General features: G+C 63.3%; 17 protein-coding genes and 2 pseudogenes. 6 read left to right on the forward strand and 13 right to left on the reverse strand.

Annotated features, from left to right (window positions below; all coding sequences use genetic code 11):
- The 6 genes from DOL89_RS21450 to napE are packed head-to-tail and all read right to left on the reverse strand — an operon-like array spanning window position 1 to window position 4,634.
- Complete coding sequence (locus DOL89_RS21450; protein WP_119681434.1) at window positions 1-675, reverse strand: NapC/NirT family cytochrome c; 675 nt, start codon at window positions 673-675, stop codon at window positions 1-3.
- Window positions 672-1,160, reverse strand: coding sequence for a nitrate reductase cytochrome c-type subunit (locus tag DOL89_RS21455; protein WP_119681435.1), 489 nt, complete (start codon window positions 1,158-1,160; stop codon window positions 672-674). Before DOL89_RS21455 ends, DOL89_RS21450 begins: the two co-directional genes overlap by 4 nt.
- Window positions 1,161-1,172: 12 nt before the next feature.
- The gene (napA, locus tag DOL89_RS21460; RefSeq protein ID WP_119681436.1) at window positions 1,173-3,689 is read right to left on the reverse strand and encodes a nitrate reductase catalytic subunit NapA; all 2,517 of its coding nucleotides are present in this window, start codon (window positions 3,687-3,689) and stop codon (window positions 1,173-1,175) included.
- A complete protein-coding gene (locus tag DOL89_RS21465) occupies window positions 3,655-3,954 on the reverse strand; it encodes a chaperone NapD (protein WP_119681437.1) in 300 nt (99 codons plus the stop codon). The genes napA and DOL89_RS21465 overlap by 35 nt, the downstream gene beginning before the upstream one ends.
- Window positions 3,944-4,453, reverse strand: coding sequence for a ferredoxin-type protein NapF (napF, locus tag DOL89_RS21470; protein ID WP_119681438.1), 510 nt, complete (start codon window positions 4,451-4,453; stop codon window positions 3,944-3,946). Before napF ends, DOL89_RS21465 begins: the two co-directional genes overlap by 11 nt.
- A gap of 10 nt (window positions 4,454-4,463) precedes the next feature.
- Window positions 4,464-4,634: a periplasmic nitrate reductase, NapE protein gene (napE, locus tag DOL89_RS21475; RefSeq protein WP_119681739.1), complete on the reverse strand. Its 171-nt coding sequence runs from the start codon at window positions 4,632-4,634 to the stop codon at window positions 4,464-4,466.
- A 233-nt stretch (window positions 4,635-4,867) separates the two neighbouring features.
- On the opposite strand from napE, the gene DOL89_RS21480 reads away from it, so the two are divergent.
- From DOL89_RS21480 to DOL89_RS21490, 3 genes and pseudogenes are all read left to right on the forward strand, one after another.
- Window positions 4,868-5,530, forward strand: coding sequence for a DUF4142 domain-containing protein (locus DOL89_RS21480; protein ID WP_119681439.1), 663 nt, complete (start codon window positions 4,868-4,870; stop codon window positions 5,528-5,530).
- Window positions 5,531-5,567: 37 nt separating this feature from the next.
- Window positions 5,568-5,828 (forward strand): annotated as a pseudogene (locus DOL89_RS21485) (5-aminolevulinate synthase); the annotation flags it as partial.
- A gap of 422 nt (window positions 5,829-6,250) precedes the next feature.
- On the forward strand, window positions 6,251-6,592 hold the full coding sequence (locus tag DOL89_RS21490) for a hypothetical protein (RefSeq protein ID WP_119681440.1): 342 nt from the start codon (window positions 6,251-6,253) through the stop codon (window positions 6,590-6,592).
- A gap of 121 nt (window positions 6,593-6,713) precedes the next feature.
- Here DOL89_RS21490 and hmpA read toward each other — a convergent pair whose 3' ends face one another.
- Both hmpA and DOL89_RS21500 read right to left on the reverse strand, forming a co-directional pair.
- A complete protein-coding gene (gene hmpA / locus DOL89_RS21495) occupies window positions 6,714-7,925 on the reverse strand; it encodes an NO-inducible flavohemoprotein (protein WP_119681441.1) in 1,212 nt (403 codons plus the stop codon).
- A gap of 517 nt (window positions 7,926-8,442) precedes the next feature.
- On the reverse strand, window positions 8,443-9,360 hold the full coding sequence (locus tag DOL89_RS21500; protein WP_119681442.1) for a hypothetical protein: 918 nt from the start codon (window positions 9,358-9,360) through the stop codon (window positions 8,443-8,445).
- 262 nt (window positions 9,361-9,622) lie between these two features.
- Here DOL89_RS21500 and DOL89_RS25140 point away from each other — a divergent pair, with 262 nt between their 5' ends.
- The 3 genes from DOL89_RS25140 to DOL89_RS21510 are packed head-to-tail and all read left to right on the forward strand — an operon-like array spanning window position 9,623 to window position 11,121.
- On the forward strand, window positions 9,623-9,790 hold the full coding sequence (locus DOL89_RS25140) for a hypothetical protein (RefSeq protein WP_162937745.1): 168 nt from the start codon (window positions 9,623-9,625) through the stop codon (window positions 9,788-9,790).
- Between the two features lie 13 nt (window positions 9,791-9,803).
- A complete protein-coding gene (locus DOL89_RS21505) occupies window positions 9,804-10,202 on the forward strand; it encodes a YsnF/AvaK domain-containing protein (protein ID WP_119681254.1) in 399 nt (132 codons plus the stop codon).
- A gap of 4 nt (window positions 10,203-10,206) precedes the next feature.
- Entirely contained in the window at window positions 10,207-11,121 is a 915-nt protein-coding gene (locus DOL89_RS21510; protein ID WP_119681443.1) for a YsnF/AvaK domain-containing protein, read from the forward strand.
- Window positions 11,122-11,182: 61 nt separating this feature from the next.
- On the opposite strand, the pseudogene DOL89_RS21515 reads toward DOL89_RS21510, so the two are convergent.
- The 5 genes and pseudogenes from DOL89_RS21515 to DOL89_RS21530 all read right to left on the reverse strand — a co-directional run.
- Window positions 11,183-11,626, reverse strand: a pseudogene (locus tag DOL89_RS21515) (integrase core domain-containing protein); the annotation flags it as partial.
- A gap of 44 nt (window positions 11,627-11,670) precedes the next feature.
- Complete coding sequence (locus DOL89_RS26085; RefSeq protein ID WP_162937759.1) at window positions 11,671-11,850, reverse strand: hypothetical protein; 180 nt, start codon at window positions 11,848-11,850, stop codon at window positions 11,671-11,673.
- 155 nt (window positions 11,851-12,005) lie between these two features.
- On the reverse strand, window positions 12,006-12,905 hold the full coding sequence (locus tag DOL89_RS21520) for an alpha/beta hydrolase (protein WP_404813520.1): 900 nt from the start codon (window positions 12,903-12,905) through the stop codon (window positions 12,006-12,008).
- 157 nt (window positions 12,906-13,062) lie between these two features.
- Window positions 13,063-13,965 carry an SDR family oxidoreductase gene (locus DOL89_RS21525; protein ID WP_119681444.1) on the reverse strand — a complete coding sequence of 301 codons (903 nt, stop codon included), beginning with the start codon at window positions 13,963-13,965 and terminating at the stop codon, window positions 13,063-13,065.
- Between the two features lie 11 nt (window positions 13,966-13,976).
- Window positions 13,977-14,717: an SDR family oxidoreductase gene (locus DOL89_RS21530; RefSeq protein WP_119681445.1), complete on the reverse strand. Its 741-nt coding sequence runs from the start codon at window positions 14,715-14,717 to the stop codon at window positions 13,977-13,979.
- Window positions 14,718-14,758: the final 41 nt, after the last annotated feature.

The following is a 14,758-nucleotide window of genomic DNA, read 5'->3' on the forward strand; positions in this document are numbered from 1 at the left end:
TCAGTCTGCCAAGGCCGGGGACGGGCTGGATGTGGGGAAATAGCCGGCTGCACTCATCCCGCCGCTGGTTCCGGCCTCGCTCCACCCCGGCGGCACCCCCTGCATGTCCGGAAGGCGGTGCGCAATGCCCTTATGGCAGTCGATGCAGGTGCGCTCGCCCGTAAACAGGAAGGCTTCATGGACCTGCGCGGCCCGCGCACCTTGCCTGGTGATGTCCATGGACTCGGCGCTGTGGCAGTTCCGGCATTCCAGGCTGTCGTTCGCCTTGAGACGGGCCCATTCGTGCTCGGCCAACTCGCGCCGCTTGGCTTCGAACTTGTCGCGCGTGTTGATCGTGCCGAAGATCTTGCCCCAGACCTCCTTGGAGGCCTGCATCTTGCGGGCGATCTTGTCCGTCCACTCGTGCGGGACATGGCAATCCGGGCAGCTTGCGCGCACCCCTGACCGGTTGCTGAAGTGGATGGTGGTCTTCAGCTCCTCAAACACATTGTCCCGCATCTCGTGGCAACCGGTGCAGAACTGCTCCGTGTTGGTCACCTCGAGCGCCGTGTTGAAGCCGCCCCAGAAGATAACGCCGGCAACGAAGCCGCCCAGGGTGAGAAAGCCAAGGCTCAGCTGGGTTGCCGGTTTCGAGATGATTTGCCAGGGGCGGAGCAGGAAACCCGGTATTTTCATGGATGACCTCCACCACCACCCGGCGAGGGTTCGATCAGAGCATCGAACGGCTTGAAGCGGTTCTCCACGATCGGCTTGGCATCCGTCTGCGGCACATGGCATTGGGTGCAGAAGTACCGCCGCGGAGCCACGGCGCCCAGGGTCTGCCCCTCCCGGGTCTGGTAGTGGCTGATGCTGATCATCGGCGCCTGCGTCTGCTCCGTGAACTGCCGACTATGGCAGGTCAGACACTGGTTGTTGTTCCGGGTAACCTGATAGCCAACAATGTTGTGCGGGATGACCGGTGGCTGCTCCGGATAGTTCCGGGTACGGCGCCGGTCGTCCGTGACCTCCTTGGGCAGCGGCGGCGCCTTTGGTTCATCGGTGAAGTTCACCGGCGGCCGGAACGGCGATTGTATCTCCTCGCTGTCCTGAGCCGTCGCCAGCGCAGCGGCCGTCATGACCGCCCCGCTTGTCAGCAGGGCGAGAATGGTGTGAACACGCATGGCCGGTCCCCCCTAAGCCGCCACAGGAGTGACCTTGACGGCACACTTCTTGAAGTCGGTCTGCTTGCTGATCGGGTCAGTGGCATCCAGCGTGACCTTGTTGATCAGTCTGGCGCTATCGAACCAGGGCACGAAGACCACGCCCCTGGGCGGGCGGTTCCGGCCCCGTGTCTCCACACGGGTGCGGATGAAGCCACGCCGGGACGCCACCTCAACCTCGGACCCGCGGCGCAGCCCGCGTGCCTTGGCATCGTCGGGATGCATGAAGATCACTGCCATGGGAAACGCCTTGTAGAGCTCGGGCACCCGCATGGTCATCGACCCGGAATGCCAGTGCTCAAGCACCCGGCCCGTCACAAGCCAGAGGTCGAACTCCGGATCAGGTGCCTCCGCGGGCGGCTCGTAGGGATAGCTGATGATCTTCGCCTTGCCGTCGGACATGCCGTAGAACCGCACCCCCTCGCCCTTGGGCACATAGGGGTCGTAGCCCTCCCGGTAGCGCCAAAGCGTTTCCTTTCCGTCCACGACGGGCCAGCGGAGACCCCGAACCTGGTGGTAGGTGTCGAAGGGCGCCAGATCATGGCCATGGTGACGGCCGAACTCGGCATATTCCTCGAACAAGCCCTTCTGCACGTAGAAACCAAAATGCTGGGCTTCATGGTTCTCGTAGCCCGCCTCCATGTCGGAGACAGGGTACTTGTTGGTTTCGCCATTGGCGAACACGACCTCATAAAGGGTTTTGCCCCGGTACTCCGGATTTGCGTCGAGAATCTCGGCCGGCCAGACCTCGTCCGTGGTGAAGCGCTTGGAAAACTCCATCAGCTGCCAGAGGTCCGAGCGCGCCTCCCCGGGAGCCCGCACGAGCTGGTGCCAGAAATGGGTGCGCCGCTCGGCATTGCCGTAAGCGCCTTCTTTCTCCACCCACATCGCGGCCGGCAGCACGAGGTCCGCCGCCATGGCCGTCACCGTGGGATAGGCGTCGGTCACCACGATGAAGTTCGCCGGGTTCCGGTAACCGGGATAGGTTTCCTGCTCCGTATTGGGGGCTGCCTGCAGGTTGTTGTTGCACATCACCCAATAGGCGTTGAGCTTGCCGTCCTTCAGCATACGGTCCTGCATGACCGCATGATAGCCGGGCTCCCCGTTGAGCAGCCCCGCCGGGAGCTTCCAGATCTTTTCCGCCGTGCCCCGGTGCTCGGGATTGGTGACCACCATGTCGGCCGGGAGCCGGTGCGCGAAAACGCCGACCTCGCGCGCGGTGCCGCAGGCGGATGGCTGCCCCGTCAAGGAGAAGGGCCCGTTGCCGGGCAGGCTGATCTTGCCGGTCAAGAGGTGGATGTTGGTAACCAGGTGGTTGCACCAGACCCCGCGGACATGCTGGTTGAAGCCCATGGTCCAGAAGGAGACCACCTTGGTCTTCGGGTCGGCATAGAGCTCGGCAAGGGCCAGCAGCCGCTCCTTCGGAACACCGGTGAGTTCGGCCGTATACTCCAACGTGTAGGGCTTCACCAGCTCGGCGAAACGATTGAAATCGCAAGGCTTGCTGTCCGCGGCGTCACGGGCATGCGTGGCCTTCATTTCGAGTTCGTGCTCCGGCCGCAGCCCATAGCCGATGTCGGTGACACCCTCATGGAAGGTGGTGTGGCTGTTCACGAACTCCGTGTTGACCCGGCCGGTCTGGATGATGTGGTTGGCCACGAAGTTCAGGATCGCCAGGTCGGTTCCCGGATGGAACACCATGGGGATATCGGCCAGGTCAAAGGTGCGGTGCTCGAAGGTGGAGAGCACGGCCACCTTGACATGGGGCGTGGACAGCCGCCGATCCGTCACGCGGGTCCAGAGGATCGGGTGCATCTCCGCCATGTTCGAACCCCAGAGCACAAAGGCATCCGTGGTCTCGATATCGTCGTAGCAGCCCATCGGTTCGTCCATCCCGAAGGTGCGGATGAAGCCGACGGCGGCCGAGGCCATGCAGTGGCGGGCGTTCGGGTCGAGATTGTTGCTGCGGAACCCCGCCCGCATCAGCTTGGATTGCGCATAGCCTTCCCAGATCGTGGCCTGACCGCTGCCGAACATGCCGACGGCCTTGGGGCCCTTTTCCTTCAGGACCCGCTTCCACTGGCGCGCCATCTCGTCGAAGGCCTGCTCCCAGCTAACAGGCTGGAACTCACCATCCTTGCTATAGGCGCCGTCCCGCATCCGCATCAACGGGGTGGTCAGACGGTCGGCCCCGTACATGATTTTGGAGAGGAAATAGCCCTTCACGCAGTTCAGGCCGCGGTTCACCTCGGCCTGCATATCGCCGTGGGTGGCTACGACCTGATTGTCCCGCACCCCCACCATGACGCCGCAGCCGGTGCCACAGAACCGGCATGGCGCCTTGGACCATTTCAGTTGTGCAGCCTCACCAACCGCGAGCGGCGCCTGCGCCGACGCCGGAAGGCTGATGCCGGCGGCCACAGCAGCCGTAGCCACGGCCTGGCTCTTGATAAAGTCACGCCGGGATAGGCCGGGGTGGTTGATCTGCATGGTTCGTATCTCCCCCTTCGTCCTTCACGCGCTCCTCGTGGTGAAAGACCATGACAGCTGACATCACGCCGGACAGAAGCTGGATCTGGGTCAGGGCCTCGGCGATGGCGCCGGCACTGTTGCCTTCAACAGTAACGATGACCTTGGCTCCTTCCTCGATCTGCACCTCTGCTCCAGGAATTGTTGCAATATTGGAGCGCACCTGCTCCGCCACTGCGGGTTCGCGCTGCACCAGCAGGCTGGCGATATGAAATTCATCGGCCATGACCAGCCCCCTCTTCTGCCGGCGCGACACGCACGGCGCCGACGGGACAGACCGATACACAGGCGCCACACCCGCTGCATGCCTCTCCATCGACCTGCGCCTTGGCCCGCCCGCCAAGAGTGACCTCGAATCCAATGGCCGTCTCCGGGCACGCATCGCCGCAACTGCGGCAGTAGGTGCCGCCGGCAGCAAGACAAGCCTCGCCGATACTGGCCACGATCTGCCACGGGTCGAGAGCACGGCTGACGAAGATCGGTTCGGGGCAGGCGTTGGCGCAATCCCCGCAGAAGCTGCATTCGCCAGTCTCGAATACGGCTTCCGGAAAGCCGCCGTCCCCAGCGACAAGCACGCCGTCAACACAGGCCGCGATGCAGGCGCCGCACCGCGTGCAAAGGTCGGTAAAATGCTCAGTCTCCGCCCAGGGGGGGCGCACGGGCTGCGGCCCCGCCGGCTTACCCCGCCGCAGAAACCAGCGCCGCGACAGATCTACATCCTGCATTGCGCCTCCATCAAACATGGGGCGGGCCCGGCGGACCGGCGATCAACTGATACATCCAGACCATGAACCCGTACCCGCCAACCACCGCGACGGCGACGAACGGCCAGATGACAAAGGCAAGAAAGAAAAACATCATCAACTCGCGCCGCCTTTGCATGCGCGGGTTCAAGGACGGGTCCATGGCAGCGTTGGGCTCCGCTAGAGCTTGCCTGTTCATTGGCATGACCGCGCTCGCTTCAGGGGCGCTGCAGGATACAGCGCCATACCGGAGGGACAGTTATCAGGGTGAAACCGGCCAAGGTACATGCGGTTCCCCTGATGTAAATTTTTATTAAAGACTATTGCCAGCCCTGTGCAAGCTATGCCTAGCATAAAGTCTCCTGGGGTCGCACGAACAAAAGTGAGGAACTCTGGATGGGCAATAGAATGAGGTCACCCGCGGCGGTGGCCGGAAGTGTGCTGGCAATTTTAGTTATTTCCGCGCCAGTTTCATTCGCCGAGATGAATAGTTCGGCCGCAGAAGCATCTGCGGACTATGATGGCATTCTTCTTCAGCAGGTTTACCAACGCGGCCTTGGTGAGATTGCGCAGGCTGAAATTGCGGCGCAGCGTTCCGAACATCCCCAGGTGCGCGAGCTTGCCCAATTGGTTCTTGTCCAGCAGCGCAATCTCAATCGCGCCTTGAAGGAGCTGGCGGACCGCCAGCGGATTGCCTTGCCCGCCGCTCCCTTGGACGAGGATCGGCAGGTGCTTGAGCGTCTGCGAACGTTGCACGGGCAGGCTCTCGACAGCAGCTTCCTGCGCGACCGTGTCCAAGGCCTCATGCGCCAGACGAACATCCTGTATAAGCTGGCGGCGCAGGGCAGCGATCCTGCTGTGAGGGCGTTGGCCGAGAACCAAGCGCCGAGGATGGATGAGATTCGTCAGCGGGCGCTTGAATTGCGTGTTGCCGTGGCGCCCATTGAGGATGGGCCAGTAGGTGCTGTTCCCAACGCATCCCAACCGGCCGAAACCTCGGGCGAGATACCCGGGGATGGTACCGGTGGGCGCGTCAACGCCACATCCTCGTCGAACTAGCCCGGGGCCGGCAGCAAGCGAGGGGAGGGCACGCCCGATGGACTACGAGAGCTTCTTCAAGAGCCAGATCGATGGCCTCCGCCGCGAAGGCCGCTATCGGGTGTTCGCCGATCTTGAGCGCCGGGTTGGCGAGTTTCCGACGGCTTCCTTCTTCCCGGAACCGGATTCGCCGGCCCGGGACGTGACGGTGTGGTGCTCCAACGACTATCTAGGTATGGGCCAGAATCCGGTCGTCATCGGCTCGATGATCGAATCGCTGCACAAGTGCGGCGCCGGAGCCGGCGGCACCCGGAACATCTTTGACCTACCTTGTAGGGGCGATTGGGGCTGCAGCCCCGGCGATGGCTTCTCCCACCATGACGACGCCCGATGCCATGGGTGAAATGACCGCCTTGTCCGATCTGGGCGGACCTGAAATGGCTGCTCAGCCTCCATGATTGGACACCAACGCGGACGGTTACGCACCTTGCCAAGTGATGGACGGCATGTCCTGCTTTGCCATGTGTGCGATCACGCCGCCCCAGGCTGCCACGCTTGCGGCAATGCGGCCCGCGCATGCGGAATGGCACGTCCAAGACCATCTGCCGCCGCATATGGTGGCCCCACCGCAGCACCCTCCGCAGACCATCTGACGACCAGCTGACTCGACCACCGATGTTCCGGGTTGCATTGCGCACCGGGCGGGGTCCGTTCGACCTGTTCGTTCGGAGGACAATGCATATGAGGCCCCAGGCCATCGTGGCTATTCTGGCCATTGCCGCCGCTGGTGTTGGCGGAGGCGTGCTTCTGGAACGCCAACTTCTATCGGCAGATGCTGCTTCTCCCGCCACCTCTCAGGACAGGAAAATCCTGTACTGGTGGGAGCCCATGATCCCCGACTACAAGAGCGATAATCTCGGCAAGTCGCCCATGGGCATGGACATGGTGCCGGTCTACGAAGGCGAGGAGCCCGGCGCAAGCTGGCCGCCCTTGGGGTTTCCGACCGGCAGATGGAGGAGATCAGAAAGTCACCCAACCACCTTGCCTGCCACCGCGCCCTCCCGGATTGTTCAGGACTGGTAGGATGGGAGTTGGGCAGCATCTGGACAAGACACCGCAAACTAGGTCATTAGCAAGCTGGCTCTATGCCATCGCCCTGCGTAGCAAGTCATGCTGGCCCTCAGCGCCGACCAGTTACACTTGATTAGGCAGCCATAAGTTCATCGGCTGGACCGAAATACTCATAGTGAATGCGGTGGGACGGCACGCCGACCTGTGACAGGCCTCCAACAAACGTTCGCAGGAACGGACGTGGGCCGCAGAGGAAGAAATCTGCCTCGCCGACCGGCGTGTTGGCGGCCAACCATTCCACCGTGATCAACCCGGCACGATCATAATCCTGCCAGAGGCGGTCCTCTGGCCGCGGCTCCGCATAGAAGGTGACAGCGGTGGTTACGCCAGGGGCTTGCGCGGTTAGGCTGCGTACAAGAGGGCCCATAGCGTGCGTAGAGCCGTCCTGGGTGCCATGGATGTAGTAGACCGGCACTTCCAGTCGCCGCTCGACGAGGGCCTCCAGCATACTGACCATCGGCGTCAGCCCCACACCGCCGCTCAGCAGCACCACGGGCCGCGCGATCGGATAGTCCAGGAAGAACTCGCCCGCAGGCGGAGCGACACGCAATTTGTCTCCTGGCTGAATGCGGTCGTGCAGCCAGTTGGACGCGATGCCGTTGGGCTCCCGCTTCACCGAAATGCGATAGCTGATCCCATTTGGGCCCGAGGAGATCGAGTAGTTCCGCTTGAGCGGATGGTGTCCTGGAACATCGAGCCAAAAGGTCAGGTACTGCCCGGGCCGGTGCCGCAGGACGGGTCCGTCATCGGCAGGAAGCAGGGTGAATGAGGTAATGATATCGCTCTCTGGCTGCTTGCCGGCCACAGTAAAATCGCGCCAGCCCGACCAGCCGCCGGGGGCCGCGGAAAGCTCGCCATAAATCCGGGTTTCGCGTGCGATCAGCACGTTAGCCAAGAACCAGTAGGCCTCGCCCCAGGCAGCTAATATTTCGTCGTTAGCAGCATCGCCGAGCACGTCTTTGATGGCCCCTAGCAGCGCCTCGGCCACGTAGGGATAGTGCTCGGGCAGAATGTTCAGTCCAACATGCTTCTGGGCAATGCGCTCCACGGCAGGTGCCAGGGCGCCCAGATTGTCGATGTTGCGTGCGTAGGCCAGCACGGCCCCGGCAAGCGCCTTGGGCTGGGAACCGGTCTCGCCGTGGTGGGACTGGTTGAACAGGTCGCGGATGTCCGCAATCCGAAACAGGCGCTCGTACATGCGCCGGGTGATGGTCAGGCCGTGCATCTCTAGGGCGGGCACGGTCGCCTTCACCACAGCAATTGTCTGCGGGCTGAGTTCCTTCATCCTATCCTCTCTCCTCCCGATTGCTGGCTGGGCGGTCAACCAGATCGATGGGGGCTGGTTCCCCAGGAGCTTTCAAAACATCGTTTGGCCGCCTGTACAGTCCATCTGATCAGCATTATTCTCTCCCCGGCCCGCTACCAGGACGACAGCAGACCGGCAAGGAAGCCGGAGCGAGAGCCATGAAACCACATTTTCTCGTACTTGGAGCGGTTCTGCTGGCAGGAGGTTGCAGTTATGATGCCACCTCGCCTGGCCGAACAGGCTGATGCGGAGCGCGCCGCGGCCGAAGCTTTGAGAGACCACCAGAAACAGGTGCCGGACGGCATTCCCTCGCATGATGGCGGTGCGCAAACGGCAGCCGGTCTTCTGCGATAGGCAGAAGAGAAGAAGGGCCAGCCTACATGGTTGCAGGCTGGCCCATCTGCCGCCGTGGCCACGAGCTGCTCTCGTGGGCACGGCTGGTGTGCACATCAGTGCCAATGCTTCGCTGGTGTGGAAGTTCCCGGAGAACGCCTTCTCAGCGGCCGACGCCTGCTGTTGTGCTGCGCGCGGCGTGTACTTGGCGGGTACCGGTCTTGCCGCCGAAGGCGGCTGCGGCAGCGCCTAAGGCCAGTGCGACAAAGCCCCAGATCGCAGCGTGGCTGGCCGCATTGGCGGCGGTTTCGGCCGTCTGCCGGGCCTGGGTTTCGGCTTGCTGCAGGGCCTGATCGACCTGCGCCTGGATCTGCTCGGGCGTCTGTCCGGCGAGCTGGGCCAGGATCTGGCTTGCCTGCTGCCGCGCCTGCTGCGCCTGCTCACCGCCCTGGAGCAGTTGCGGGGCGAGGTCCGTCAGTTGCTGGCGAGCCTGCTGCACCTGCTCCGGCGTGGCGTCCGGGGCCACTTGGCTGATCAGCTGATCCACCTGACGGCCGATCTGGCCGCCTGTAATGCCGCTGTTCTGCGCCGCCTGGGTTGCCTCTGGTACGGCCCCTGCCGCGCTCTGCAATCCGCTGGTCAGAGTGTTGAAAGCACCTCCCACCATGCCGCCGATAGCGCTGGTCAGCAGATAAAAGGTCAGCAGAAGCACGAACGCCCAGGTGATCAGACCGTGGAGCAGTCCGTCGCCGCTCTGGACCACGCCGGCCAGCCGGGCCGCGGTGTATCCGCCCACGAACATGGCAACGAGCATGCTCACCACCCACCAGATCGCAGCGCCGATGCCGAGCGAACTGGCCGCCGGCGAGCCACCTGGCTGTACCGGGTCAACAGTGGTGAGGCCGATCCCGATGCCTAATAGGCTGAGCAGGATATTGACCGCAAGCGCCAGGACGACACCGCCAAACACGGCCCCCCATGAAACGCGACGCGCGGTCGGTACAATGTCGACACGGGCGTCCGTAGCCGGGGCCACGCCGGTGGGCCCGCTGCCCGTATCGTATGTCTGCACGCGATCCATCGTAATAACTCCTGGATGGCGGTTGCCGCGCCGGTTGCACGGTGCTGCACAAACCTTTTCTGTCAGAGCAGGTTCCTTTTATTCAGCGATGCTTATAAAAGCAGAGCAGCGGAATGAAGACGCATGTAAAGCAGCTATAGCTGCCGGCACTTCTTAGCAACCTAGGGGTATGTAACTGGCTCACCGGTAATTAGGCGGCTTGGAACTTGCCGCCTAGAATTCTGTTGGCCGCCATCATTTCTCAGGACGTGGAGCAAAGCCGATGGCGGATCAGCCGAGGAAGGTGGGTGTCTATGACACCGACGGCACCAGTACGGCCCCGAAAACGGATGTGAAGGTCGAGCGGACGGAGACGGGCGGCAGCAAGACCCTGTGGTGGGTCATCGGTCTCATCATCCTGGCCGTCATCGTCGCCCTGCTCGTATTCTGACGGGAGCAAACGCATGGACTCCCGTCGGACTATTCCCCTGCACGAGGAAGTACTCTCCGTCGGGAAGAAGGCTGTGGAAACCTCGACCGTCCGCGTCGAGACCCATGTGCATGCCCGGGAGCAGACCGTCGAGCAGGAGCTGGACAGCACGACGGTCGACATCGTCCGGGTTCCCGTGGGCCGGGTGGTCGAAACCGCCCCCGAGGTCCGCCAGGACGGCGATGTCCTGATCGTGCCTGTGCTCGAGGAGGAGCTGGTCGTCACCAAGCGGCTGATCCTCAAAGAAGAAGTCCACATCACGCGGCGGGTCAGCCGCCGCACCGAACAGATTTCGGCAACTCTGCGCACCGAAGAGGCCAGCGTGACCCGCGACGGGATGCTGGAGCGCAGCGACCAACCAAGCGAGGAGTGACCCCATGAGCGACAAGACCATTGTTGCGCTTTACGACGACGTGACCACGGCGAACCAGGTCCTGAGCGAACTCGATTCCGCAGGGCTCCGGCGGTCCTTCCAGGTGATGGGCGGGGCGCATGCCCAATCCGCCGCCGACTTCGGCAATGACCGCGGCGTGTTCAGCAGCTTCGGGCACGACTATGACAGCCCGGGCAAGCGCGTCGGCACGCTGACCCGCCTGGGCGTTCCCCAGGCCGATGCGGAAGCCTATGCCGAGGGACTGCGCCGCGGCGGGGTGCTGCTGGTCGGCCACGTCAGCAGCAACCATTGCGACACGGCGATCGAGATCGTTCAGCGCCATGGTCCGGTGGATATCGACGACCGGCTGCGGTCCTATCGGGAGAGCGGCTGGTCCGGCTATGACGCCAGCTCGGAAGAGTATGACGCCACCCGCGCCACGGAAGAGCGCAGCCGTTACGGCTCCGGCCTGAGCAGGGCGGCGGCGTCCCTGCGCGATACGGACCGCACCTCGGCCGGCACCGCCACGGGCAATGAGGAGCATATCCCCATCGTCGAAGAGAATGTCTCGGTCGGCAAGCGCGCCGTCGAACAGGGCAGCGTTCGCGTGCGCAGCTATATTGTCGAGACGCCGATCGAGGAGCAGGTGCGACTGCGCGACGAAACCATCACGGTGGAACGTCGCGCGGTCACCGGCGCCTCCGGCGACATTCCGGCCGACGCCTTCCGCGAGCGCACCGTGGAGGTGACGGAGACGGATGAGGAGGCGGTAGTTGCTAAGCAGGCCCGCGTGAAGGAGGAGCTTGTCATCCGCAAGGATGTCGAGGAACGGGCCCAGACCATTTCCGACAGTGTTCGCCACACCGAGGTCGAGGTCGACGACAATCGCGGCACCGCCGGCCGCCGCACCGACCGGTAGCGGCCGACCCGTATACCTGACGAGTGGCGCCCTCGGCGCCACTCGTTCCACCATTAGATGTTCAATTCCAGGCTTTGCAGATGGCTTCATAGGGGGTGAAACCGCTTAAAGTCTTCGTTTGGCGGGCGAAGTTGTAGGCGGTGCCGAAATCGGCCATATGCCGCCGGAGATGGTCATGGCTCTCGTGATGGAAGCGCTTGACGGTGGCATCCTTGATCGTCCGGTTCATCCGCTCGACTTGGCCGTTTGTCCATGGATGGTGGGGTTTTGTCAGGCGGTGCTCAATGTCGAGGTCGGCACAGGCCGCTTCGAAAGCGTGGCAGCGAAAAGGCACCTTCTCGGCACGCATTGCCTTGATGTCTTCGGGCGTCCAGGCAGTGCCTGACGGTTCGGTGAAATGCGTGCCATTGTCCGTGAGGACGGTGTGGATCTTGTAGGGAACGGCCGCTGCAAGAGCCCGAAGGAAATCGCCGGCGACACGGCGAGTGGCTTTCTCATGCAACTTGGCGACCGTCTTCAGATTGATCTTGTACCGCTTCGCAAACCCCCTCAGGCTCTCTTAACTATGCTGTATCGCTGGACGGACTGCCACTGCTGTTGTGGCGCTTCCATGGTGAACCTGACCCATAGGGCGGCCACCTTGGTCTCGCGGACCACCCGGCCCTTGGCCTCCACCACGCACACGCTGCTCAGTTCCAACGACACGTCGATCCCGGCATACTGCTCCATGGCTGCTCTCCGATGATGCTCGGGGCCGACCCGCTCGGGCCCCGTTCCTCACACCATTACTCTGGGGGACAGCCACCCAGCACGCCATCCTTTGGCCCCAGCCCATTACGGCATCTAGCAGTCCCCGCGTCTCCATTGCGGCGGCATACGCCGCGTCAGTTCATATGGCATTCGAACCACTCCAGGCTCTGTTTCGGCTCGCGTTGAAACCAGCAGTACACACCCCACCGGCGGGTGGCGCCTTCGATCCAGTGCAGTTTCTTATCCGCGACGGGAATGTTGTCGAACATCGCTTGCACGTCACTCGGTCGGGTCAACACGTCATCACGGACCTGAAACAGGAAGGTAGGCACGCTCACGCTCTTGGCCGGTTCCACCGGTGACATCTCGTCAAGATCGAAGCTGGTGATGAGTTTCTGTTCCTGCTCGAACTCATCGATTCGATCTTGCAGGCCGAAATGCTCCAGCGTCCTTTCCATGATGGACCGAACCGATATGGGCTGCCCCCCCACCATGCAGCGCACGTCCTCGAAGTAGCTCAGGCTGCATGCCATGGCAAACATGCTGGAGCCGGCACCGAGGCAGCGACTGAACAGGCCGATCGTCATGTCGCTCAGGTCCGATTGCGACCTCGCATAGTTCAGCGAACCGATGACGTCGCGACATTCATACTGCCCATTGCTCTGCATGCCGCCGTTCGCGGCGCCGCTGTGCCCGAAGTTTCGGAAATCGTAGGTCAGGACATTGTAGCCGTTGTCGTGCAGGATCTTGTAGTCCGGGATAAAGTTCACCTCGAAATCGTTGCCGGCGAAATCTCCGAAAGTCGACTTCCAGGGCTCCATATGCGCCGGAAGTCCGGTCCGGCTGAAGGAGAGCGGATGGTTTGCAATGATGAGTTTGCGTGATCCCTCGCATGGAATAAACCAGGCTTCGAGCGGCACTCCGTCCTCAGAAGGGAAGGTCACATTCTCGAAGCTGAGGCCATGATCGCTCGGCCTATGGAGAAGCGGGGAGCGAATGGGATATCCGAACCCGTGCGCCAGCTTCTTGATCATTCCCCGGATCTGTTCCTCGGTTTTTGTCTCCGGAATTGTTGGTGTTTGCGACATTGTGAGACTCCTTTTGAGTGATGAGCGGTCGGCTCGCATCGCGTTCTGAAAAGCGATGCGGTGGGCTGGGCGCAGCGCGCGACGCGCGCTGGCCCGTTCCAACTCAGCTGGCCGGGAGATTTGGTCCGAGCAGCCTTTCCAGGCCGATGCGCCGCAGCATCTCGGCGCGAACCCGGTCGGCGACGCCGTTGACCTCTTCCGCTCCGTCACGAGAGGGATCCACGTGCACACGGAACGGCCGCTTGCCGAACGGCGTGTCCACGACGCGCACGATGGCTCGGGCGACCTCCGCAGGGTCCGCATCCCCGGGTTCGAGCGAGGCGAGGCCCTGGAGCGCCTGCTGGTCCACCCCTGCGAGTGGACCATCCATATACGCGGCGGCCACCTCCGGGCTCGCCGGCTTGCCGGCGTGGGCGAAGTGGTTCGTGCCGGAAGTGAACGCGCCGGGCACGATGATCGAAGTCTCGATGCCCCAGGGCGCAAGCTCCGCGGCATAGGAGACGGCAAGGGAGTCCATGCCCGCCTTGGCCGCGAAGTAAGGTGCGAGGAAGGGCGGCGTGCCGCCCCGCGTCGACGAGGAGGAGACCCAGACGACGAGCCCGTGACCCCGCGCCCGCATGGCGGGAAGCGCGGCGCGGTTGACCCGCTGCGTCGAGAGCACGTTGGTGTCGTAATAGCGAGCCAGGTCCTCGGGCGAGAACGCCTCTGCCGGACCGAAGCCCATGTGCCCGGCATTGTGGATCAGCACGTCGATGCCACCCGTCTCCGTCTCGATCGCCGCAACGCAGGTAGTAACGGAGTTGTCGTCGGCCACGTCCATCTCCGCGGTGCGCAGGTCTACGTGGTGGTCTCTGGCATAGGCCGCAGCCTCCTCGACGCGAGGCGCGTTGCGCCCCTTTGTCTTGCGCATGGTGCCGTAGACGGTATGGCCCGCGTCGGCGAGTGCGCGCGCCGTCATGGCGCCGAACCCGCTCGATGCGCCGGTGATGAGGATGGTTTTGGTCATGTCCGCCTCCCTCACACCATGCCGCCATTGGCGCGCAGCGTCTGGCCGTTGATCCAGCCGCCGTCCGGGCCGGCGAGGAACGATACGGTGGCGGCGATGTCCTCAGGCTGGCCGAGCCGCTCCAGCGGGTTGGCGTGGCTCAAGCCCTCGATTTGTTCCTCGGTCTTGCCGTCCAGGAACAGGGCCGTCGCGGTCGGCCCGGGCGCCACGGCATTGACGGTGATGTTCCGGCCGCGCAGCTCCTTCGAGAGAATGGCGCTCATGGCTTCGACGCCCGCCTTGGTCGCGGTGTAGACGCCATAGGTCGGCAGCTTCGCGCCCACGACCGAGGTCGAGAGATTGATGATGCGGCCACCATCCTGCATCCGTCGCGCCGCCTCGCGCAGCGTGTTGAAGGTGCCCTTGAGGTTCACCGTAATCGTCTTGTCGAAGAGCTCATCGTCGCTTTGCGCCAGCGGGGCAAGTGGCATGATCCCGGCCGAGTTGACCAGCACCTGCGGCACGCCGAAGGCGTTCTCGGCGCGATCGAAGAGGCTTGACACCTGCTTCGGGTCGGAGATGTCGGCCTGCGCGGCGACGGCGCGGCCGCCAGCCGCCTCAATCTCCGACACGACCTCCGCCGCGGCAGAAGCGCTGCCTGAATAGTTCACCACGACAGCGAAGCCGTCGGCGGCGAGGCGCTTGGCAATGGCCGCCCCGATGCCGCGGGAGGCGCCGGTTACGAGAGCGACTTTCCAATCGTTGATCGTCATGATTTGTCCTTTCCGATTCGCACCCGGCGGTTCTTGCCGGG

This window comes from Indioceanicola profundi, assembly GCF_003568845.1.
Classification (GTDB): domain Bacteria; phylum Pseudomonadota; class Alphaproteobacteria; order Azospirillales; family Azospirillaceae; genus Indioceanicola; species Indioceanicola profundi.